Source organism: Desulfobacula phenolica, assembly GCF_900105645.1.
In the GTDB taxonomy this organism is placed as follows: Bacteria; Desulfobacterota; Desulfobacteria; order Desulfobacterales; family Desulfobacteraceae; genus Desulfobacula; species Desulfobacula toluolica.
This window is the reverse complement of sequence record NZ_FNLL01000006.1, coordinates 127,694-150,251: the sequence shown is the minus strand read 5'-3', so window position 1 is coordinate 150,251 and position 22,558 is coordinate 127,694. Positions and strand designations below refer to the sequence as shown.

General features: G+C 41.6%; 17 protein-coding genes. 14 read left to right on the top strand and 3 right to left on the bottom strand.

The features are described from left to right. Positions 1–5: 5 nt before the first annotated feature. The 3 genes from lon to BLT94_RS11570 are packed head-to-tail and all read left to right on the top strand — an operon-like array spanning position 6 to position 3,811. Entirely contained in the window at positions 6–2,405 is a 2,400-nt protein-coding gene (lon, locus tag BLT94_RS11580; protein WP_092234210.1) for an endopeptidase La, read from the top strand. Beyond that, on the top strand, positions 2,395–3,087 hold the full coding sequence (locus BLT94_RS11575) for a TIGR04282 family arsenosugar biosynthesis glycosyltransferase (RefSeq protein ID WP_092234207.1): 693 nt from the start codon (positions 2,395–2,397) through the stop codon (positions 3,085–3,087). Before lon ends, BLT94_RS11575 begins: the two co-directional genes overlap by 11 nt. After that, entirely contained in the window at positions 3,047–3,811 is a 765-nt protein-coding gene (locus tag BLT94_RS11570) for a TIGR04283 family arsenosugar biosynthesis glycosyltransferase (protein ID WP_092234204.1), read from the top strand. Before BLT94_RS11575 ends, BLT94_RS11570 begins: the two co-directional genes overlap by 41 nt. On the opposite strand, the gene BLT94_RS11565 is transcribed toward BLT94_RS11570, so the two are convergent. Next, a complete protein-coding gene (locus BLT94_RS11565) occupies positions 3,808–4,788 on the bottom strand; it encodes an adenosine kinase (RefSeq protein ID WP_092234202.1) in 981 nt (326 codons plus the stop codon). The two genes, BLT94_RS11570 and BLT94_RS11565, sit on opposite strands and share 4 nt — an antisense overlap. Before the next feature lie 250 nt (positions 4,789–5,038). Here BLT94_RS11565 and metK point away from each other — a divergent pair, with 250 nt between their 5' ends. From metK to BLT94_RS11540, 5 genes are all read left to right on the top strand, one after another. Continuing rightward, positions 5,039–6,214, top strand: a complete 1,176-nt coding sequence (metK, locus tag BLT94_RS11560) for a methionine adenosyltransferase (protein ID WP_092234199.1) — start codon at positions 5,039–5,041, stop codon at positions 6,212–6,214. Positions 6,215–6,391: 177 nt separating this feature from the next. Next, on the top strand, positions 6,392–7,837 hold the full coding sequence (gene ahcY / locus BLT94_RS11555) for an adenosylhomocysteinase (protein WP_092234196.1): 1,446 nt from the start codon (positions 6,392–6,394) through the stop codon (positions 7,835–7,837). Between the two features lie 451 nt (positions 7,838–8,288). Continuing rightward, positions 8,289–9,437: an acyl-CoA dehydrogenase family protein gene (locus BLT94_RS11550; RefSeq protein ID WP_092234603.1), complete on the top strand. Its 1,149-nt coding sequence runs from the start codon at positions 8,289–8,291 to the stop codon at positions 9,435–9,437. A 35-nt stretch (positions 9,438–9,472) separates the two neighbouring features. Further along, positions 9,473–10,306, top strand: coding sequence for an electron transfer flavoprotein subunit beta/FixA family protein (locus BLT94_RS11545; RefSeq protein ID WP_092234193.1), 834 nt, complete (start codon positions 9,473–9,475; stop codon positions 10,304–10,306). Continuing rightward, positions 10,303–11,304, top strand: coding sequence for an electron transfer flavoprotein subunit alpha/FixB family protein (locus BLT94_RS11540; RefSeq protein WP_245743090.1), 1,002 nt, complete (start codon positions 10,303–10,305; stop codon positions 11,302–11,304). Before BLT94_RS11545 ends, BLT94_RS11540 begins: the two co-directional genes overlap by 4 nt. Before the next feature lie 3 nt (positions 11,305–11,307). On the opposite strand, the gene BLT94_RS11535 is transcribed toward BLT94_RS11540, so the two are convergent. Continuing rightward, complete coding sequence (locus BLT94_RS11535) at positions 11,308–11,973, bottom strand: small multi-drug export protein (RefSeq protein ID WP_092234187.1); 666 nt, start codon at positions 11,971–11,973, stop codon at positions 11,308–11,310. Between the two features lie 278 nt (positions 11,974–12,251). Between BLT94_RS11535 and BLT94_RS11530 the strand changes: the two genes are divergently transcribed. Continuing rightward, positions 12,252–12,794 carry a CBS domain-containing protein gene (locus tag BLT94_RS11530; RefSeq protein ID WP_092234184.1) on the top strand — a complete coding sequence of 181 codons (543 nt, stop codon included), beginning with the start codon at positions 12,252–12,254 and terminating at the stop codon, positions 12,792–12,794. Between the two features lie 91 nt (positions 12,795–12,885). Here BLT94_RS11530 and BLT94_RS11525 read toward each other — a convergent pair whose 3' ends face one another. Further along, positions 12,886–13,389 carry an acyl-CoA thioesterase gene (locus BLT94_RS11525; protein ID WP_014958612.1) on the bottom strand — a complete coding sequence of 168 codons (504 nt, stop codon included), beginning with the start codon at positions 13,387–13,389 and terminating at the stop codon, positions 12,886–12,888. A gap of 428 nt (positions 13,390–13,817) precedes the next feature. Between BLT94_RS11525 and BLT94_RS11515 the strand changes: the two genes are divergently transcribed. From BLT94_RS11515 to BLT94_RS11495, 5 genes are all read left to right on the top strand, one after another. Then, positions 13,818–14,639: a nitroreductase family protein gene (locus tag BLT94_RS11515; protein WP_092234178.1), complete on the top strand. Its 822-nt coding sequence runs from the start codon at positions 13,818–13,820 to the stop codon at positions 14,637–14,639. Between the two features lie 134 nt (positions 14,640–14,773). Further along, on the top strand, positions 14,774–16,588 hold the full coding sequence (locus tag BLT94_RS11510) for a sigma-54-dependent Fis family transcriptional regulator (RefSeq protein ID WP_092234175.1): 1,815 nt from the start codon (positions 14,774–14,776) through the stop codon (positions 16,586–16,588). A gap of 211 nt (positions 16,589–16,799) precedes the next feature. Then, entirely contained in the window at positions 16,800–17,165 is a 366-nt protein-coding gene (locus BLT94_RS11505) for a response regulator (RefSeq protein WP_092234172.1), read from the top strand. Between the two features lie 167 nt (positions 17,166–17,332). Next, positions 17,333–19,681 carry a methyl-accepting chemotaxis protein gene (locus BLT94_RS11500; protein WP_092234169.1) on the top strand — a complete coding sequence of 783 codons (2,349 nt, stop codon included), beginning with the start codon at positions 17,333–17,335 and terminating at the stop codon, positions 19,679–19,681. Between the two features lie 182 nt (positions 19,682–19,863). Beyond that, complete coding sequence (locus tag BLT94_RS11495) at positions 19,864–22,548, top strand: hybrid sensor histidine kinase/response regulator (protein ID WP_092234166.1); 2,685 nt, start codon at positions 19,864–19,866, stop codon at positions 22,546–22,548. Positions 22,549–22,558: the final 10 nt, after the last annotated feature.

Below are 22,558 nucleotides of genomic sequence, written 5' to 3'. Positions count from 1 at the left end.
GGTTTATGACTGATGACAGCAAGCCGATTACACCTGAAATAGTTGAAGAAGAGAATGAAAAGTCAGATGGTCAACTGGTTCAGCAAATCTCAAAACCGGATGTTTTATACTTGATTCCCATTACGGGACGGCCTCATTTGCCTGCACAGGTTCAACCCCTTATCGTCAGCAAGCAAAGATGGGAAGAAACACTGACCAAAGCATCCAAAGATTCTAAAAATCTTCTGGGTATCGCATATGTGAAAGAAGTAAAAGGAAAATATATATATAAGGAAAATTTTCCCAAAGTAGGATGTGTTGCCAGGATGATGAATATAGCAGATGTTCAGGGGAATATTCAGTTTATTGCCCAGGGGCTTGAAAGATTTCGAATCAAGCGGTTTCTTTCGGATAAACCCCCTTTTGTGGTTGAAGTGGAGTACTTTGAAAAAACAAAAGAAAATGAAGATGAGCTTAAAGCCTATGCTATTGCTATTATCAATTCCATCAAGCAATTGCTTTCATTGAATCCATTATATTCTGAAGAGGTAAAGCAATACCTGGGAATGTTCAGCCCGGACCAACCCTCACCCCTGACTGATTTTGCCGCTGGAATTACCACGGCATCGGGTGATGAACTGCAGGAAATTCTGGAATTTTCATCTGTTATAGAACGTATGAAAAAAGTGATGATGCTGCTTCAAAAAGAGATAGAAATAGGAAAGCTTCAATCCAAAATCCAGAAAGATATCAATATTCAGGTGGATGAAAGCAAGCGAACCTTTTTTTTGAAAGAACAGCTCAAAGCAATTCAAAAAGAACTCGGACTGCAAAAAGATGATAAAACTTCGGATGTGGATAAATTTAAAGAAAAGTTTAAAAAACTTGATCCGCCCGAACATGTGGTGAAGCGGTTTGATGAAGAGATTGAAAAATTATCCGTGCTGGAGACAGGATCAGCTGAATACGGAGTCACCAGAAATTACCTGGACTGGATCACCGCTTTTCCATGGGGAGTCCATTCCGAAGACAATATTGATATTCAAAGGGCTGAAGAAGTTCTTGACCGGGATCATGCAGGGCTGTCGGACGTCAAAGAAAGGATTATAGAATTTTTTGCCGCCGGTATTTACAAAAAAGATATTTCAGGTTCCATTATCCTGTTTGTCGGTCCTCCTGGTGTGGGTAAAACCTCCATTGGAAAATCAATTGCCGAGGCCCTGGGAAGAAAGTTCTACCGGTTCAGCCTTGGCGGGATGAGAGATGAGGCCGAGATCAAAGGGCATCGAAGAACCTATGTGGGGGCATTGCCTGGAAAACTGGTACAGGCCTTAAAGGATACGGAAGTTGCAAACCCGGTGATAATGCTGGATGAGGTGGATAAAATCGGGGCATCTTACCAGGGGGACCCTGCATCTGCTTTGCTTGAAGTGCTTGATCCTGAACAAAATTCAGAATTTCTGGATCATTACATGGATCTTCGGATTGATTTGTCAAAGGTTTTGTTTATCTGTACGGCCAATCAGCTGGATACCATCCCGCGGCCTCTTCTGGACAGGATGGATCGTATTAATCTGTCTGGCTATATCACGGAAGAAAAAATGGAAATTGCAAGAAAACATCTGTGGCCAAAGCTTTTACGGCGAAATAACCTGACATCTCAGGTGATCACCATAACAGAACCCACCATCCGGTATCTGATTGAAGGATATGCCAGAGAAGCCGGGGTCAGAAATCTTGAAAAGCAGCTCAATAAAATCATCAGAAAAAGCATTGTTACAATATTAAAGGAAAAAAAAGAGCAGATCAGGATCAACATTAAATCCCTGGAAGATTTACTGGGTCCGCCGATTTTCAAACAGGAAAAGCCCATGTCCGGCATTGGGGTGGTAACAGGTCTTGCATGGACCCAGATGGGCGGTGCAACCCTTCCCATTGAGGCGGTTCGGGTTCATGAAAAAAATGCGGGATTTAAACTTACCGGCAAGCTCGGGGATGTGATGCAGGAATCAGCAGCCATTGCATACAGCCATGTCAGGGCCAATCTGGGATCATTTAAAATCAGTAAAAAATATTTTGATAATGCCTTTATACATATCCATGTTCCTGAAGGAGCAACCCCGAAAGACGGCCCAAGTGCAGGTGTCACAATTGCAACAGCCATAGTGTCCCTTGCCACGGGCAAGACCATCAATCGTCCCCTTGCCATGACAGGGGAGATCACCTTGACAGGAGATGTCCTTCCGGTCGGTGGAATAAAAGAAAAAATTATTGCTGCACGGCGGACCGGTATTCGAGAAATCATTCTGCCGGAAGGGTGTACGCCTGATTTTAAAAAACTTCCCGAACATATTAAAGACGGTATTGATTTCCATTTTGCAAAAAAATACAAGGACGTGTTTAAAATTGTCTTTAATGATTTCTAAGGCAGTCATTGTTTTTTTAAGGGCTCCTGAAGAGGGAAGGGTAAAAACAAGACTTTCCAGGGGATTGAGCAATGCCTTTGTGCTGGAGTTGTATAAGGCATTTGTCTGCGATACCCTGGAAGCTCTGTCATTAACCGGGGATAAACACCTTTATTTCTGGCCCAGGGGAAAAGAAAAAACACTTCAAGAATGGCTTGGAACTCAGTATCAATATTTTTTGCAGCAAGGTGAGAATATCGGACAACGAATGGCCAATGCATTTGTTGATATATTCAAAAAAGGATATGATTCAGCCTTGCTTGTCGGTACTGATATACCGGAACTCAGCACAAATTTGATTTGTCTTGCTTATGATGCGCTTCAAACCAAAGATGCCGTGATCGGCCCCTCAAGTGACGGCGGGTATTATTTGATAGGATTTGAAAAATCCGCGTTTTCAAAAAACATGTTTGATGGAATTGACTGGTCAACATCGGCAGTTATGGATCAGACGATTAAGATTATGAACCGGATGTCCATTCGGTATGGATTGCTTGAAGAAATGAATGATATTGATACGCCAGCGGATTTTAACGCTTTGATTGAACGGGTGAAAAAAGGCGGAAAGGCAGGAAAAAGAACTCATCGTATTCTTGACGCATATGAAGACGGATATATCAATTATCATACCTGTGTTAAATGAGCAGGAAGGTATAAACCAAGCCATAGAAAAGATTTATCAGCAGGACTTTTCAGGAACATTGGAAGTGATTGTGGTGGATGGAGGCAAAAATGGCAGTACGATTTGTTGCGTTAAAAACAAAGATGTCATAACTGTTGTTTCTCCTCTTGGAAGAGGTTGCCAGATGAATTCTGGTGCAAGAATGGCTTCCGGGAACATTCTTTTGTTTCTTCACTGCGATACAAGTCTGCCGGAAGGCGGTCTGAATGCCGTGCAAACAGTGATGGAAAATTTGTCTGTAAAAGCAGGTGCCTTTGATCTGTCAATTGCCGGCAGGGGTTTTTTTTACAGGATGGTTGAAAAAACAGCTTCCCTTCGTTCCCGTATCACAAGGATTCCCTATGGTGACCAGGCTGTTTTTATCAGGAAAAATTATTTTTTCGACATCGGGCAATATCGTGAAATTCCCATTATGGAAGATGTTGATCTGATGGTAAGAATCAAACAAGACAAAGGCAGATTAAAATTTATAAACACCCGGACATCCACATCATCAAGGCGATGGGAGCAGGAAGGAAGGATTTACGGAACCCTTAGAAACTGGGCGATTTTAACCTTGTTTTTTTTAGGTGTCAAACCTGAAAAACTGGCAGGTGTTTATAAAATTAAGGGGAGCAATAAGGGAGGGTTGACAGATTTGAAATCTGTCAACCCTCCCAAGATCAAGATAGATTCATCAGATTAGATCAGTTTTCTTATTCTTGACCAGACCTCTTCTGGAAGCTGGGCACCCATGACCTGGCAGGCCTCATAGCCGCATGCGGAAGCGATCTGTCCGCTTTTTTCAATGGAAAATCCATGGGCAATGCCAAAAAGAAATCCCGCAGCCCAGAGATCTCCTGCTCCTGTTGTATCAACAGGGGCTTTTCCTTTGATGGCATCAATTCGTATGATATCGTTATGGTGCGAGACATAACTGCCTCTTTCTCCAACTTTCAATACCCCATAGGATACTCCCTGGGATAATTTTTCAACGGCTTTTTGTTCGTCATCAAATCCGGTATATGCTTTTGCTTCATCTTCATTGGCAATAAGGATATCAACAAAGTCTTTTATGATATCTTCGAGAATATCGCCTGATGCATTGACCACTTCAAAACTTGCCAGGTCCAGAGCGACCAGAGATCCTGCCGCTTTGGCAGCCGTTAGTGCAGCTATCATTAAGTCCCTGTTGAATAAAAGATAACCTTCAATCATGGAGATGGCAGTATCTTGAAACATATCCGGCGTGATTGAGTTTGGGTCAAGCTCTGTGGATGCACCTAGAAAAGTGAACATTGACCTTTGAGCATCCGGTGTTATAACCGATAAGACCTTGCCTGTCGGAGAACCGGAGATTGAAACAAGGGGTTCAACATTGCAGTCGACCATCTGTTGTTCAAATGTTTGGCCGAACTCATCATCTCCTCTTCTGCCGATAAACCTGGCATCACCGCCAAGGTTGCCTATCCCGACAATGGTATTGCACGCCGCACCACCTGGAACAACAAAAGGGGTTTGGTTTGTTTCAGCTAATATCTGCTGGATATCCTTATCCCCCACAAGGGTCATTCCGCCTTTTTCTTTTTCAAGCGTTTTTAAAAACTGATCGGATTCATTGATTAAAATATCAACCAAGGCAGATCCGATTCCTGTGATTCTCGTTCGTCTGTTTTCCGGCATATTTTCTCCAAACGTGTTAAGTTCCATTGTCATAAAATCATCAAAGAATAAAAATTATGAAATAATTGTCAAGTAATTTATAATTTAATGAAAAATAATAAAGTTAGGCGGATTTTTTTATTGACAATAAAAATCGGGACTTGTATTTTGGATGGGAACTAACATATCAATATATTTTGATATGTTTATTTTTAGCTGAAACGAATATTGAATTGACAATATAATTATCCCAGATAATAAGGAGTTTGGAATGTCAGAAAAAAAATCTTTCATGTTTACATCCGAATCTGTAACAGAAGGTCATCCTGATAAAGTAGCAGATGCCATATCTGACGGTATCCTTGATGCCATAATGACTCAGGATAAAAAATGCCGGGTTGCGTGTGAAACATTGGTAACCACAGGCCTTGCAATGGTTGCAGGAGAAATTACCACAGACTGCTATGTGGATATTCCGGATGTGGTCAGAAGCACCATCAAAGATATTGGATATAACTCTTCAAACATGGGATTTGACTGGCAGACATGCTCGGTTGTTACAAGCATTGACCAGCAATCAGCTGATATTGCCCAGGGAGTGGATGAAGGCGCAGGACTTTACAAAGAGCAGGGTGCCGGTGACCAGGGTCTGATGTTCGGTTTTGCCACAAACGAAACCCCGGAACTGATGCCCATGCCAATTACCTATGCCCATAAACTGACCAAACGTTTGGCCCAGGTCAGAAAAAACGGTGCCCTTGATTTTTTAAGGCCTGACGGAAAATCCCAGGTAACCGTTGAATACATAAACGGAGGCCAGCCCAAAAGGGTTGACACTGTTGTTGTTTCCACCCAGCATTCGCCTGATGTTTCTCATGATGATTTAAAGGCGGCCATCATAAAAGAAGTCATTAGAAAAGTAATTCCTGAAGAGATGATAGACGGGGATACCCGTTTTTTTATTAATCCCACAGGCCGTTTTGTTGTGGGAGGCCCTATGGGAGACTGCGGGCTTACCGGCAGAAAAATCATTGTTGATACCTATGGCGGCCAGGGCAGTCATGGGGGAGGATGTTTTTCAGGAAAAGATCCTTCAAAAGTAGATAGAAGTGCATCCTACATGGGCCGATATATTGCAAAAAATCTTGTTGCATCCGGTGTGGCTGATAAATGTGAGATCCAGGTGGCATATGCCATCGGGGTTGCCCAGCCTGTATCCCTTCTGGTTGATTTTATGGGAACAGGAAAAATATCTGAAACCAGGGCTGTTGATATTGTCAAAGAGGTGTTTGATCTAAGGCCTGCCGCCATCATTGAAACTCTTGATCTGCTTCGTCCTATTTACAGGAAAACATCAGCTTATGGACATTTTGGAAGAAAAGACCCTGATTTTTACTGGGAAAGAACAGACAAAGCTGATCAGATAAGGGATCTGGCCGGATTATAGTTGCCTGTCCTCCGGGATTTTAAGTTTTGATAAAAGCCGCTCCAGCTTGAAAATTAAAGTTGAGGCGGTTTTTTATTGACAATAAAAACCGATACTTGTATTTTTGACCAAAAACAACATATCAATATATTTTGATATGTTTATCTTGAAGTGAAATTAATTAAGGAGTATTTTTAAATGTCACAATTGAGTAAAGACCCTTCCTATATCGACCTTGACCTTGATCTTAAATATAAGATCAAAGATATTGCCTTGGCTGAAGAAGGCCATAAGGACATGCAGCTTTCAGAAAAGGAGATGCCGGGTCTGATGGCCATCAGGGAAAAATATGGGCAGGAAAAACCCCTTCAGGGATTAAAAATCATGGGCAGCCTGCATATGACCATCCAGACCGCCATGCTCATTGATACATTGTATGAACTGGGTGCGGATATTCGATGGGCATCCTGCAATATTTTTTCCACCCAGGATCATGCAGCCGCAGCCATTGCACAAAAAGGATCGGCAGCCGTCTTTGCCTGGAAAGGGGAAACTCTTGACGAGTTCTGGTGGTGTACGGAGCAGGCATTGATCTGGCCTGATGGTTCTGGGCCTGATCTGATTGTCGATGACGGAGGGGATGCAACTCTTTATGTCCACCAGGGTGTGAAAGTTGAAAAAGATCCGTCTTTGCTGGATAATCAATTCAACAGCCTTGATGAAAAATGTCTGATGAAACGCCTGGGAGTGAGTTTTCAGGAAAATCCTGAAAAATGGACCAACATTGCCAAAAAAATCAGAGGGGTTTCAGAAGAGACAACAACCGGTGTTCACAGGCTTTATCAGCTGGCTGAAAAAAACGAACTCTTGTTTCCCGCTATCAATGTGAATGATTCCGTGACCAAATCTAAATTTGATAACCTTTACGGATGCAGAGAATCTCTTGCAGACGGTATCAAGCGGGGAACCGATGTCATGATCGCGGGTAAAACCGTTGTCATAGCCGGTTACGGGGATGTGGGCAAGGGTTGTGCCGCGTCCATGAAGGGATATGGTGCCATTGTCTGGGTCACTGAAATTGATCCTATTTGCGCACTCCAGGCCGCCATGGAAGGCTACCGGGTTGTGACCATGGAAGAGGCTGCACCTCACGGAGATATTTTTGTGACAGCCACCGGCAATTACCATGTGATCAAAGGAGAACATATGGAGCAGATGAAGGATGAATCTATTATCTGCAATATTGGTCATTTTGATAGTGAAATAGAGATGAGCTATCTGGATAATCACCCAACGGCCTTTAAAATAAACGTTAAACCCCAGGTGGACAAATGGACATTGGAGTCGGGCCGGTCCGTTATTGTTCTTGCCGAAGGACGGCTTGTGAACCTGGGTTGTGCCACAGGACATCCCAGCTTTGTGATGAGCAACAGCTTTTCAAACCAGACTCTGGCTCAGATTAAACTGGCCAAGGAAGATCTTGAAAAAAAGGTGTATACCTTGCCCAAGGAGCTGGATGAAGAAGTGGCAAGACTGCATTTGAAAAATCTTTCCGTCAGCCTGACCACGATGACTCAGGAACAGTCTGATTATATCGGTATTCCCATCAACGGCCCGTTTAAAGCAGATATTTATAAATATTGATTTTGTCTGTTTGGGGCTTTGGGTGAAAAGGGGTAAGGCTTTAGTCTGTGATGTTAAAGTGGTTCAAAATTTTGAACTATTGCCAGTTAATTTTTTATATTATTATTTCAATGTGTTATGCTTAATATGAAAAATAATGATCTGTTTTGGTTCAAGATTTTGAACTTTTGATGTTTGAAAAAACAAACAAGGGTATTTCTTGAGTTGCATGCTAAAAAGAATATTGCTTTAAATAACTGTAAAATAAGTGGTTTTTGAATTTGTTGGTTTTTTAAAATTATGTGGTACGATCCTTGCTTTATTAAAATACAAAAGATTGATTTTTTCATCTTTTTTCCCTTTTCTTAATTAGGCTGCTTCCAAAAGAAGCAGCCTTTTTAAGTTTTAATTAAAAGTCGCTGTTTGTTTTTTTAAAGACTTTCATAATAAGAATAAACAATGGAGTATGTCCGTGGATTTTAATCCCTGTATGAAACACCAGTTGATACGTAAAACCGTAAGAGAGTTTGCGGAAAATGAAATCAAACCTCATGTTTCCCTTATGGATGCGGAATCACGGTTTCCCTGGGAAATTGTTGAAAAAATGAAGCCCTTGAATTTCTTCGGACTTCAGGCACCAAGAGCTTATGGGGGTGCAGGCCTTGATACCATAAGCTATGCCATTGTCATTGAAGAATTGTCAAGGGTTTCGGCTGCACTTGGGCTTTGTGTTACTGTCCATAACAGTGTGGGGATATTCCCCTTACTTAAATTCGGGACCACAGAACAGAAAGAAAAATTTGTACCTGCCATGGCCTGGGGGGACAGTATTGGCGCTTTTTGTATTACCGAAGCCAATGCAGGTTCTGACGCAGGTGGGGTGGAAACCAATGCCGTGGAGACTATGGACGCATTTGTGTTGAACGGCACTAAAATTTTTGTTACCAATGGTGGTGTATGCGGTACAATACTGGTGTTTGCCGTTTCTGAAACCGAGAATAAAAAAAATCGGGCCAGTGTCTTTATCGTGGAAAAAGACCGGCCCGGATTTAGTGTGGGTGAGATAGAAGACCTTTGCGGCATGCGTGCCAACCCTGTGTCGTCCCTGTTTTTTGAAGACTGCAAAGTGCCGAAAACAAATCTTTTGGGCAGGTTGGGGCAGGGAATCAATATCGGGTTGACAGCTCTTGATACTGGCAGGATAGGGATTGCAGCCCAGGCCCTTGGCATTGCCCAGGCAGCTTTTGAAAGTTCGGTCTCCTATGCCAGGGAACGCCAGCAGTTCAACAAATCCTTGTCTAAATTTCAGACCATCCAAAATTATCTGGCTGACATGGCCACCAAAATAGATGCATCACGGCTTTTGCTGTACAGGTCAGCTGCGTGCAAGGACGGCAACAAACCTTTTTCCTCAGAAGCATCCATGGCAAAGCTTTATTGCAGTGCCACGGCAAAAGAGGTGACTGATATGGCCGTCCAGATCCATGGCGGATATGGTTACAGTAAAGAGTATGACGTGGAACGATATTTCAGGGATGCCAAGGTGACCCAGATTTATGAGGGAACCAGTGAAGTCCAGAAAATGGTGATTGCCCGGTCTATTCTGTCCCAACCCAGTTGAATTTGTCCCAACCCAATTGAATTAAGGTAAAGCAAATGTTGAAGATTATCGTATGTATCAAACAGGTCCCCATGGTGTCGGAATTGCCCTGGGATTCCAGGACAGGAACTTTGAAGCGGGACCTGGCCGAAGGAATGATGGACCCTGCAAGTCGAAGAGCCCTTGAGGCGGCATTGCAGATCAAAGAAAGCCGGCCTGCCCATATCTGTGCCATTGCAATGGGACCTGCCATGGCCGAAGAAATACTGCATCAGGCCCAGGCTCTGGGAGCTGATGAAGGGGTTTTGCTGACGGACCGGAGAATGGCAGGGGCAGACACCTTTTTGACCAGTCATATCCTGGCGAAATTTATCCGGCAGGAATGCAAGGATTTTTATCTGGTGCTGTGCGGCTCACAAACCAGTGACAGCGAGACTGCCCAGGTCGGTCCCCAGCTTGCCGAGGAGTTGAATATCCCGGCTGTCACCTATGCCAACTATGTGGAAATAAAAGATCAAACTATTGAAGTTCAGCGCCAGGTGGATAATTTTTTTGAAATTTTGAATATGGATCTGCCCGGATTGGTGACCATTGATCTTGGTGCCTATAAGCCCAGGTATCTTGCCCTTGAAGGGGTGGAAACGGCTTTTGAAAAATCTTGCATCAGGCAAATTAACGCTGAAAAACTGGGACTTGATGCGTCATTTAATGCCTTAAAGGATTCTCCCACAAGGATTGTTGATGTCTACTCCCCTACGGCTCAAAAAGAGAACAGGGTAATGAAAGGTGCGGTTAAAAAACTGGTGGATCAGTTGTTTGACGAATATGGCAAAGTGATCAGTTCTGCCATGGGCAAGGATCTTAAAACACATGAGCATGATGAGGCATGATGAACAGCAATAAAGATATCTGGGTTTTTGGCGATTACAGAAATTATTTTCAAAACAGGGTAACCCTTCAGATCCTTGCAAGGGCGGTTGATCTTTTTTCCACGACAGGCTCAAGCGTCTGTGCGGTTGTGTTTGGCCGGGATGTGGATGAATATGTGGCGGAATATATTGCCCATGGTGCGCAAAAAGTCTATGTAATGGATGATCCTGCACTCAATACCTACTCTATTGAGACATATTCATGGTTGATGAGTCATCTGGTAAAACTGTATAAGCCTGAAACCCTGCTGGTTGGTGCCACAAGATTCGGCCAGGAGATTGCCCCAAGGGTTGCGAAAAAGCTTAAAACAGGTTTGACTGCCGATTGTATTGATCTTGAACTTGATGAAAAAGGGCGTCTGGTTCAGATTGCGCCTTCCTTTGGCGGCAATTTGATTGCAAAAATCATCACTCCTGTGCAGCGCCCGCAGATGGCAACAATCCGGCCTGGAACTTTCCAGGAGCTGCCCCATGATTATGATGCTAAAGGTGAAGTGATTTGCCTGCCGGTTCCCGAAGATCTTCCAAAGGATGCCATCCGGCTTATCACATCCGAGCGCAGGCCTTCCGAGAAACAGAAAATTGAAGATGCAGATATTGTGATTTGCGGGGGCCGGGGCATGGGAAGTAAAGGAAAGTTTAAAAAGCTTTTTGAGCTGGCTGAACTCATGAATGCCGAGGTTGGGGCCACACGACCTGTGGTTTATTCTGAATGGGCATCTCATGACTCTTTGGTGGGACAGGCCGGGAAAAATATAAAGCCGAAAATACTATTGTCATTTGGTATCAGTGGTGCGATTCAGCATACGTCTGCATTAATGGGTGCTGATTTTATTATTGCGGTCAATAAAAATCCCAATGCCACCATGATGAAAATGGCGGATCTGGCTATTGTTGCAGATGCCAACCAGATGTGCCTTGGTATCATCAAGGCCATAAAAGAGAAGATCAGAACTTGAGTCTTAATTGTCTTTTTTGTCTGTTTTTTTATCGGTAATAAAATTTTTTATTTTTTTTATGTGGGGAATCAATACCATAATGATAATGGCTGCAAACAGGTACTGGATCATGTGAAAGCGCTGCTCTAAAAAATCAAAGCAGTAAAACCAGACAATGATGGCGGCCAGGGTGCCTGAAAACGTGGCACTGAAATTTCTGAACGGGTTTAACCTGATCATGTATCCGATAATGGAGCCCACCACAGGTCCTGTCACCGGGAGCGGAAGCATGACAAAGATAAAAATACCGATCCAGCCCAGGGGTTTTACTCTTTGTGTCTGCTCAAGAGCTTTTGCAGACAGCCGGTCCATGAATTTTGTCAGCCATTCAGCCTTTAAATAATTGGTGGTGCTTAAAACAAAGGCGGCATAGGTGAAGCAGACAATGAGTACTTCAATATAAAAATTGTATATAATGGTGGGAAGGGCACCAAATTCATTGAGAATACAAAGGCCAATGCCTGCGGCCCGGCCACCAAAAGCATGGGCAAAAAAAACAAGAACAAGGGTTTTGGCTATGTGAAGTTCGGTGATGCCATAGAATCCGATAAGAATCAAGAGCAGCGCACTTAAGACAATACCGCTTATCAGAAGTCTTCCTTCTGTTGTATTTAAAAGGGTGTTTTTCATATCTTTTTTTACAATGTTAAAGTCATTATTCCAGCCAGAGTTTTATAGAGTAAGCCGGGAATAATGTCAAGAAGGATACAATCTTCAAATCCACCACGGTTAGTTGCTTTTTTTATAAAATGGCCCTTTTTAAAAGCAACTCCTTTTAATTTCCTTTAAACCGTTTTATACTGTTAAAAAAAGGTGATTGATGTTTCTGCTATTTTCGTTGTTTAAGATTTTTGATTCGTTACAAGGTAAACCTAAATTAATTCAAACCTAATTTTATTGGAGGCTCAATGAAAGATATTCTGATTAAAGAGGTAATGATACCTGTTTCAAATTATGTGACAATAAAAGAAAATAATACATTGTATGAAGTTTTTCAGATCCTTGAAGAAAACAAAAAAGATAACACAAGACATGCTCACAGAGATGCAATTGTGGTGAACGGCAAAGGCGAATTTGTGGGAAAAGTAACCATGATTGATATTTTCAGAGTGCTTGAGCCTAATTATAAAAAATTGATCAAAAATTATAAAGACGGTACTCTGACAAAAGAGTATGTAATGAAAGCAGTTAAAGATTTTAACCTGTGGCGTGAACCCATGTATGACTTGTGTCAAAGAGGTTTTGGCTTAATGGTTTCAGACGTTATGCATATACCCGAAGATCATGAGTATGTCCGGGAAGACGATTCCCTTGAACAAGCCCTTCATAAATACGTCATGGATGTCCATCAGCCTCTGATTGTTAAAAAAGAAGATGAGATTACCGGCGTGCTGAGGTTTGGAGACCTGTTTGAAATTATAAGAAAAGCAATGCTGGCCTGTCCGATTTAAGTTTGTTTTGAGTTGTGCGTTTAACATATGACAGTGTTGCCAGCGCAGATATAAATGGTGTCAAAACCATTGTGATACCGGATTAAACGCTTTAACACCGCCTGTTGTCTGTCTGGCATTCTGATTCCTTCTTTTTTTCAGACAGCCGCAGCGTTCTTCTTGCAAGGGCTTCCCTGTTTCTCCTGGCATCTTCTTTTGTCACAAGCTTCAGAGGAGGTACTTTTACGGGCCGGTTGTTTTCATCTAAGGCAACAAAGGTCAGGTAGGCAGATGCAAGGTGGGTCTTTACCCCGGTCAGCAGATCTTCGGTTTCAACCCTTGCCCCGATTTCCATAGACGTTTTACCCGTCATGTTGATGCCTGCTTTTACAGTTATTAGGTTGCCGATAAATGCGGGCTTGTGAAAATCCAGGCGATCTATGGATGCGGTGACGCAGATTCTTCGGGTATGTCTTACTGCTGTAACACCTGCGGCATTGTCGATTTCTTTCATGATGACACCGCCGTGAACAATCCCTGCCGGATTGGCATCCCCGGGCAGCATGACCCGGGAGATAATTACGCTGGAATCTTGTATGTATCTTTCTTTTTTCATTGAATCCGCCTTTGCAGTCTGTGTTAAAAATGCTGTTACTTTAAGACACAGTATCCGATCAAAATTAGTTCAAGTCAATCAAAGAATTATAACGCCATGAAATGATGTTATATATGTGTCTGCCTTATTTTTCTTGAGGTAAGTATCTTGTCCGGGCATATTGGCGTTGGACCGGATTGAAATTTTTGATATTTCTTTTCGGAAAAGGACATGATATTTTGTGTAAAATAATTGCCATGGGTGGGCTTGGTATTTCATCAAGGTTTGCCCATAATAAAGGTTGAAAGTTTCTGTGTGAATTTTTTAAGCCTTCCTTATGACGGCCATGGCAGATCATTCTGCCACAATAAACAATGAAAGATATTTGATTTCAGCAAGTTAAAAGTTATTTTATATAAAAAAAAGACAAAAAAAAAGAGAGAGTGAAAGTGAACCTGTTCAAAATAGATGGCGATAAATGTGATAAAGACGGTGTGTGTGCCATGGCATGCCCTGTTCATATTATTAAAATGAGCGAGAAAGGGCCGATTCCGGTAAAGGGGGCTGAAAAAATTTGTATCCAGTGCGGCCATTGCGTGGCGGTTTGTCCGAAAGGGGCTTTGAGCCTGGGGTTTCTTTCGCCGGACCAATGCATGCCCTTTGAAAAGGAACTTGAACTGACGGCAGTTCATGCCGAGCATTTTTTAAGATCCCGCAGGTCTGTGCGAAAGTACAAGGATCAGCCCGTTCCAAAGGATGTTTTTGAAAAAGCCCTTGCAATAGCCTGCTGTGCGCCGACTGCCGCAAATCGGCAAACCGTTAAATGGCTTGTAGTCGATAAAAAGGCGGATGTAGTAAAAATAGGTTCCCATGTGGCCGATTGGATGAGGGATGTCGTCAAAACCCGTCCAAAGTTTGCCCGGATACTGAATATGGAAGTTTTGATTTCCGAATGGGATAAAGGGATAGACAAAATATGCAGGGATGCTCCTCAGCTGGTGTTTGCTTATGCATCCGATGTGTTTGGAAATGCTGCGGCAGATTGCCATACTGCGCTGGCATACCTGGAACTTGCCTTACCCTCTTTCGGTCTTGGCAGCTGCTGGGCCGGGTATGTTAATTATGCGGCAAGCCAGTGGCCCGCGCTTGCAGAGGAATTGAGCCTGCCTGAAAAGCATACCTGCCATGGCATACTCATGGTGGGATTTCCAAAATTAAAGTATCACAGGGCACCGAGAAGAAATGCCCCGGTTATCCGTTATCATATTTAATATATACGCCAAGTATTCAGTTTGTTTGGGCTTGATCGCAATGTCTATCAGTACTCCCCAATGGCCGATGTTGTAATCAATTTCGTTTGTATTGTGATCAAACCCGTTTGTTTCAATATAAAAAGAAATTTTATATGGCTGAAAAACTTACCTATGAAGAATTAGAAGAAAGGGTTCTGCAATTAGAGCAGGCACTGCAACTGGAGACTTCTTCCCGGACACAGCAGCTTTATGAGGGTTCTCCCATCGCATACCAGTCATTGGATGAAAACGGACTTATTCTTGAGGTGAACTCATCCTGGCTTGAGGCCCTTGGATATTTGCGTGAAGAGGTGGTTGGAAAATCTTTTCGCCACTTTTTACACTCTGACTGGAAAAATCATTTTAATGAAAATTTTCCCCGTTTCAAGGCTGTTGGAGAGGTGTTGGGGGCTGAGTTTGAAATGGTTAAAAAAGATGGCTCATCCATTCTTGTTTCATTTAACGGGAAAATAGGGAAGGATGAATACGGTTGTTTTCAGCAAACCCATTGCATTTTTCAGGATATCACCAGATATCGGAAAAAAGAGGATGAACTCAGGCAAAACAAAAATCTTCTCAAATTGATTGTCAACAGTTTTAACGGTTTTATCTATACTGTTTTGGAAAATTATCAAATTGAATTTATGAATACCGCTTTGCTCAATTATGTCGGCTATAATGCGGTGGGTGAAAATTGTTTTAAGGTCATTCACGGGCTTGATGAAAAATGTCCATGGTGCCGTGGCAAAAGCGTATTTTCAGGAGAAGTTTCAAGCTTTGAGCAGAAAAGCCCGAAAGACAACAAATGGTATTATTATGCCAGTACGCCTCGATTGGATTCCAATGGAAAAACTGTGGCTCAGCAGATTGTTGCCATAGATATCAATGATCGGAAAATAAGGGAAAATGAGCTTGAAAAGAGCAAAAAACAACTGCAGCAGGAAAATATATTATTAAAATCCGTAAAAATTAATCGTTACGGCCTTGATAATATAGTCGGACACAGTCTCCAAATGCAGAGAATTTATAACCTTATTTTGGATGTTGCTTCTTCCGATGCAGGAGTTCTTATATCCGGGGAGTCAGGTACGGGAAAGGAACTTGTAGCCAATGCTATTCATAATTTAGGGTCTCGAAAGGATCAGGTGTTTTTACCGGTAAATTGTGGAGGAATCCCTGAAAACCTGATTGAAAGTGAATTTTTCGGATATCAAAAAGGGGCCTTTACCGGTGCAAATATTGATAAGTCCGGTTTTCTGGCAATAGCAGATGAAGGCACCTTGTTTCTGGATGAAATAGGGGATATTAATTTGAATATGCAGGTAAAAATGCTTCGGGTCCTTGACGGAGAAGGATATACGCCACTTGGCGGCAATATGCCGATCAAGCCTAATATACGCGTTATTGCCGCTACTAACAAAGATTTGAACAATCTTGTAACAAAAAAAATTATGCGTGCTGATTTTTTTTACAGAATAAATGTTGTTCCAATACATATTCCTCCTCTTCGAAAAAGAAAAGAAGATATTATGCTTTTAATTTATCATTTTTTGCGAAGATTCAGCGGGAAAAATCCCATTCCTCATATCCCTCCCCAAATAATGACGGAACTGGAAAATTATGATTGGCCGGGTAATGTCCGGGAGCTGCAGAATATTATTCACAGATATGTTGTTTTAAATAAGCTTGATGTGTTTGATTCTTTTTTTTCAAAACGAGGTGAGAACGAATCTGTTCAGGAAGTTGAATTAAGTCTGAATCGCCAGATTCTTAATTTAAACGATGCAATTCAGAAATATGAGAAAAAAATAATTACCCATTGTTTGAAAAAAAATCAATGGAATCAAAGCAGAGTTGCTTTGATTTTAGGGGTAAACAGAAAAACACTTTACACAAAAATTAAAAAGTACGGCATTGTGAAATTCTGAAAAATGCCTCATTTGAGGCGATTTGACCCCACGACATGCGATTGCTATTTTATTACAGCGTGTTATCATGATAAATGTGCAACAATGGGGTGGTTCGACCCCATTGTATCAATTTTGCCTTATCTTCTTTAAAAACGAAATTATTCTATTAAATCAATGAAATAAAAAATATTGTTTATATGGCATATTAATTGCTAATTAAATAAACGCGATGAAAATTTTAATAATTGAAGATACAGAGCCGATTTCAAAGTTACTGAAATTACATATGGAGAAATGGAAACACAAGGTAACAGTAGTTGATACCGGCAAAAAAGCTTTAGAGATAATTAAAAATGAAATATTTGATCTTATTTTGATGGATATTTTTCTTCCGGATACTGTTGCCTATGATTTAATTCCAAAAATGAAAAAAGAATGGTCTGGTATGAATATCATTACCATGACCGGCTACAGTTCCAAGGATGTTGAAAAAAAAGTCCGAAGCCATGGAATTATGTACTACATGGAGAAACCGGTTTCTCTTGTTGAACTTAAAAGTATTATCCAGCACATGAACAAAAAAATTGAAAACTAACTCATATTTCGCAATCTATTTTTAGTGATTTATTTTGATAAAATTCGCCAATAACAGCCATAGTAAATAATATCATTCCTTTTCAAAACAAGGCTGCAAAGCTGAAAAAGCTTGATATCATATTGTTTTTTTAAAAAAATATAAAAAGAATCATAAAAGGAGACATTATGAGTTGGAAAAATTTAACCATTGGGAAAAAAATTGCAACCGGATTCAGTCTTGTTATAATTTGTCTGGTGATACTGGGAGGCATAAGCTTTACCGGCGTGGGCAATATAGTGAAAAATGCTTCTGAGGTTATTGCCGGAAAGTCTCTTGATGGAGAACTTGCCCAGAAAGAAGTGGATCATCTCAACTGGATCGGTGAAGTCAATAAGCTGTTAACAGATTCCAATGTCAATAAATTAAATGTGCAGACCGACCATGTTAAATGCAGTTGCGGCAAATGGCTGTATGGTGAGGGGAGTCAGAAAGCACAAACCATTGTTCCCTCCCTGGCACCGCTGTTAAACAAGCTTAAGGAACCGCATCGGCTTTTGCATGAATCCGCAATTAATATCGGCAAGGTATATTCACAGGCCGACCCGGGGCTTCCCGGATTTATCGCAAGCAAGCTCAGTGATCATCTTGAATGGGCATCAGTTATTCAACAATCCATACTGGAAAATCAAAAAAATATTGACATACAAACAGATCATGCCCTGTGTGAATTTGGCAAATGGCTTTACAGCGATGCTGCCGCAAAAACTGCAAACTCGGATACGGAACTTGGACAACTGCTTGAAAAGGTTAAAGAACCCCATAAAAAACTGCATGCGTCAGCAAAAAAAATAATGTCATCTTACAAACAGGTAAATGAAGGCCTTCGAAATACACTGAGCATGAGGCTTGATGATCATAGAAAATGGTCGGACGTCATAGCCCGGGGGCTTATGGCGGGTTCAACAATTAATGTGGAAACAGATCCTGATAAATGTGATTTTGGCAGATGGCTTGCATCAAAACAAACTGTTGAACTGATGGAAAAAGATGCTAAGTTTAAAGAAATTTTTACAAAAGTAAAACCGGCCCACGATGCTCTTCATAGGACAGCTGTTAAAATCAATGATGCCATTTTGAGGGGCAATCCAAAACAGGCAAAAATTATTTTTAACACAGAAACAACTCAATACCTTACAATTGTTTCAGACCTTTTTGGCCAGGCAATACAATATGAAGACAGTCTGGTGGCAGGGCGCGATCAGGCCATACAAATTTTTAAAAATGAAACCTTGCCAATGCTTTCAGAAACAAAGCAGCTTTTGGATAAACTTAAACACAGAGCCCAGAAAATGCTTGAAGGTCAGTACCAGGCGGCTGAGATTTATGCCAATCACACAGTACCCAATCTTACAATGGTTCGAACGATTCTTAATGAATTACGGCAGGAAGTCAAAAAACATATTCTCACAGATCAGGCCATGCTTGAAGCTGCTACCATAACCAAAAGAAATGTGGCAATTGTTTCGGTTGCGGCCATTTTTGCCGCTATTTTTCTGGCTTTTGTTATTGCCAGGGGAATTATCGTTGTGTTGCAAAAAATTACTCTTGGGATGAGCGAGGGTGCCAATCAGGTGGCTTCAGCAGCCGGCCAGGTGTCTTCATCAAGCCAGTCCTTGGCGGAAGGTTCGTCACAGCAGGCTGCTTCCATAGAAGAAACATCATCCTCAATGGAAGAGATGTCTTCCATGATAAAGAAAAATGCTGAGAGTTCAAACCATGCCGATACCCTTATGAAAGATGCCAACCATGTTGTTATTACGGCAAATAACTCAATGGAACAGTTGAAAAGATCAATGGAAGATATTTCCAAGGCAAGTGAGGAAACTTTTAAGATTATAAAAACAATTGATGAGATTGCTTTTCAGACTAATCTGCTGGCCCTTAATGCCGCTGTAGAAGCTGCCAGGGCAGGAGAAGCAGGGGCAGGGTTTGCGGTTGTGGCAGACGAAGTAAGAAATCTTGCCATGAGGGCGGCGGATGCGGCAAAAAACACGGCTGAACTTATTGAAGGCACTGTTAAAAAAGTTAGTGACGGGTCAGAACTCGTATCAACTACAAGTGAAGCCTTTGCCAAGGTTGCAGACACTGCTGTCAAGGTTGGAGATCTTGTTGCTGAAATTTCAGATGCGTCTGGTGAACAGGCCAATGGAATAGAGCAGGTGAACGTGGCTATTTCAGAAATGGACAAAGTGGTTCAACAAAATGCCGGCAATGCAGAAGAATCCGCTTCTGCGGCTGAAGAAATGAATGGCCAGGCTGATCAGCTAAGAGATTATGTGGGTGAACTGGTTATGATGGTTACGGGCAAAAAAGAGCCGAATGTCAGTACGGGCAGAAATAAACAAGTGAAAACAGCTTCCCGGCATTTGCAATTGTCCGGTTCCGGAAAAAAACAAACGCCGGTTTACCATCCAAAAGAGGTTAAACCGGAACAGATCATTCCGTTTGATGACGATGATTTTAAAGATTTTTAGCATATTAAAATCAATCGTATAATTAGGGCGGGATGGTTACGGCTCCATCCTGTCCTGCATTTTATAAGATTTATAAAATTGTTAGGTAAAAAAAATATGAGACACGGACTTCTGATATTAAGATCAGGCATTAAGAACGGATAGGCCATTGGGATATAAATAAAGGGAAAAAGGGAGGAGGCATGAAGATTAAATATGGAATTTTTGCATTGATGCTGCTCCTTGTCATATTATTTTCAGGCGCATCCTCATATCAAAGTTATCTCAGGCAGCGGACCATGCTTATTAATGGTATTGATAAACAACTTTATACTGCTGCCATGATGGCCAGGGCCACTTTGCCCATTGATTATCATGACAGTATCGTTGATGCCGCTTCTGTGGCAAAAAAAAGATTTGATGAAATTGTTAACAGATATAATGAGCTTTGTGTTGAATTGGAGATGGAGTACCTTTGGAGCCTGATGAAAATCAATGGAGAAATTGTTTTCACCTCCTCGACATCTCCTGATAAAATTACAAATAATGAAAATCATGCCAAATTTTTTGAGAGTCATACAAATCCTGAATTATATGAAACCGCCTTTTTAACTCAAAAACCACAGTATCAGCAGAATATGGATAAATGGGGGAAGATTCAGGTGGTTCTAATCCCTTTTATGGACAGTCACGGCAGGCCATACCTGTTTGGTGCAGGTATGAAGCTGTCAAGGGTGGATGGGTTGCTCAGACGTAGTATGAACGAGTCAATAATTCTTGGAGCAGTTTTTTTGCTTGCCGGACTGATACTCAGTTATATTCTGGCAAGAATGCTGTCGGTGCCTTTGAATATTCTTGCTTTTGAAACTTCGAAAATAGCTTCCGGTCAGTTTGATAAAAAAGTTAAGGAAAAGGGCTTTTATGAATATGTTGTTCTCGCACAAAGTTTTAATCAAATGGCTTTGGCAATCAATGAAAAGATAATTGCCCAGACAAAAAGTGAAGAAAAATACAGGTTGTTATTTGAGAAAATGATGGATGGTTTTGCGTTACATAAAATTATTCTCAACCAAAACAACCAACCTGTGGATTACCGGTTTGTTGAAGTGAACAAAGCTTTTGAAAAACAAACAGGGCTGAACCGTAATGATATTATCGGCAAAACAGTAACTCAAGTGCTTCCAGGTACTCAGGCCGATACTGCCGACTGGATCGGCAAATATGGAAAAGTGGCATTAACCGGAGAAGAAATCAGTTTTGAACTTTTTTCTGAAGTACTGTCAAAATGGTATCAGGTTGTGGCCTATTCGCCTAAAAAAGGATATTTCGCCACCATATTTATGGATATCACCGGGCTAAAGCGCGCGGAAAATAGATTGCAAAAGAGTGAAAAGAAATATCAAGCTATCATGGAATCAATGAAAGAACCGATATATAAGGGTTCCAAGGATTTGATCATTGAATATATGAACCCAACCATGATTGCAAAAACAGGTCGTGATGCAACCGGAGAATATTGTTTCAAGGCGATTCACGGTTTTGATGAAAAATGCCCGTGGTGCAATCATGAAAACGTTATAAACGGCAACACCAATGAGTTTGATGTGGTCAGTCCCAAAGATAATTGTTCATATCATATCTCTTCAACTCCACTTGTGAATAATGACGGCACCATCTCCTCATTGAATGTGTTCAGGGATGTTACTCAACTGCAAAAAATGGAAACCATGCTCAAGCAATCCCAGAAAATGGAAGCCATTGGCACTCTTGCAGGTGGTATTGCCCATGATTTTAACAATATCCTTTTTCCCATCCTGGGTCATGCAACAATGCTGCTGGAGGATGCTCCGGAAGACAGTCCGTTCCGCAACGGCCTGAATGGAATTTACAGCAGTGCATTGAGAGCAGGTGAACTTGTAAAACAGATTCTTACCTTTTCCCGTCAGGAAATGAATCAATTACACCCCATGAAGATTCAACCGATTGTCAAGGAAGCTTTAAAGTTTATCCGGTCTTCAATCCCGGCAACCATTAATATCAAGAATGATATCAGGCCTGAATGCGGTGTGATTAAAGCTGATCCCACACAGATTCACCAGATTGTGATGAATCTTACAACCAATGCATTTCATGCCATGGAAAAAACAGGCGGGGACCTGACAGTCGTTTTAAAGGAGGTGGAATCAGATGAGCATAATATTATAGCGCCTGATATAACTCCTGGTGTTTATGCATGTCTCATAGTTGCCGACACAGGTGAAGGGATGGACAAAGAGTTGATATGTAAAATTTTTGACCCGTTTTTTACTACCAAAGAACATGGAAAAGGTACTGGAATGGGACTTTCTGCAGTGCATGGAATTGTTAAAAGCATGGGGGGTGCCATTCATGTTTACAGTGAGCCCGGCATAGGAAGTGAATTTAAACTCTATTTTCCCTTGGAAGACAGTTGTTTTGAACAGCAGACAACTCAAACCCATGAGGCAATGCCGACCGGAGTGGAACAAATTTTGCTGGTGGATGATGAAAAAGAGATTGTTAAAATGGAAAAACAAATGCTGGAAAGGTTGGGGTATAAGGTTACACCGTTTTCCGACAGCCGTGAAGCCCTGAGTGCTTTTCGTGATGATCCTGATAAATTTGACATGGTTATCACTGATATGGCAATGCCAAATTTGCCTGGAGATAAACTTGCAGTTGAATTGATCCGAATACGTCCTGATATTCCTGTCTTGCTTTGTACCGGGTTCAGTGAAACCATGTTTGCTGAAAAGGCCATGGCTCTTGGTATTAAAGGTTTTTTATTGAAACCGATTGTAAGAAAAAAACTTGCAAAAAAGATACGCGAAGTACTCAATGACAATAAGCATCAGCAGATGCCCAACTGATCCAAGCAGC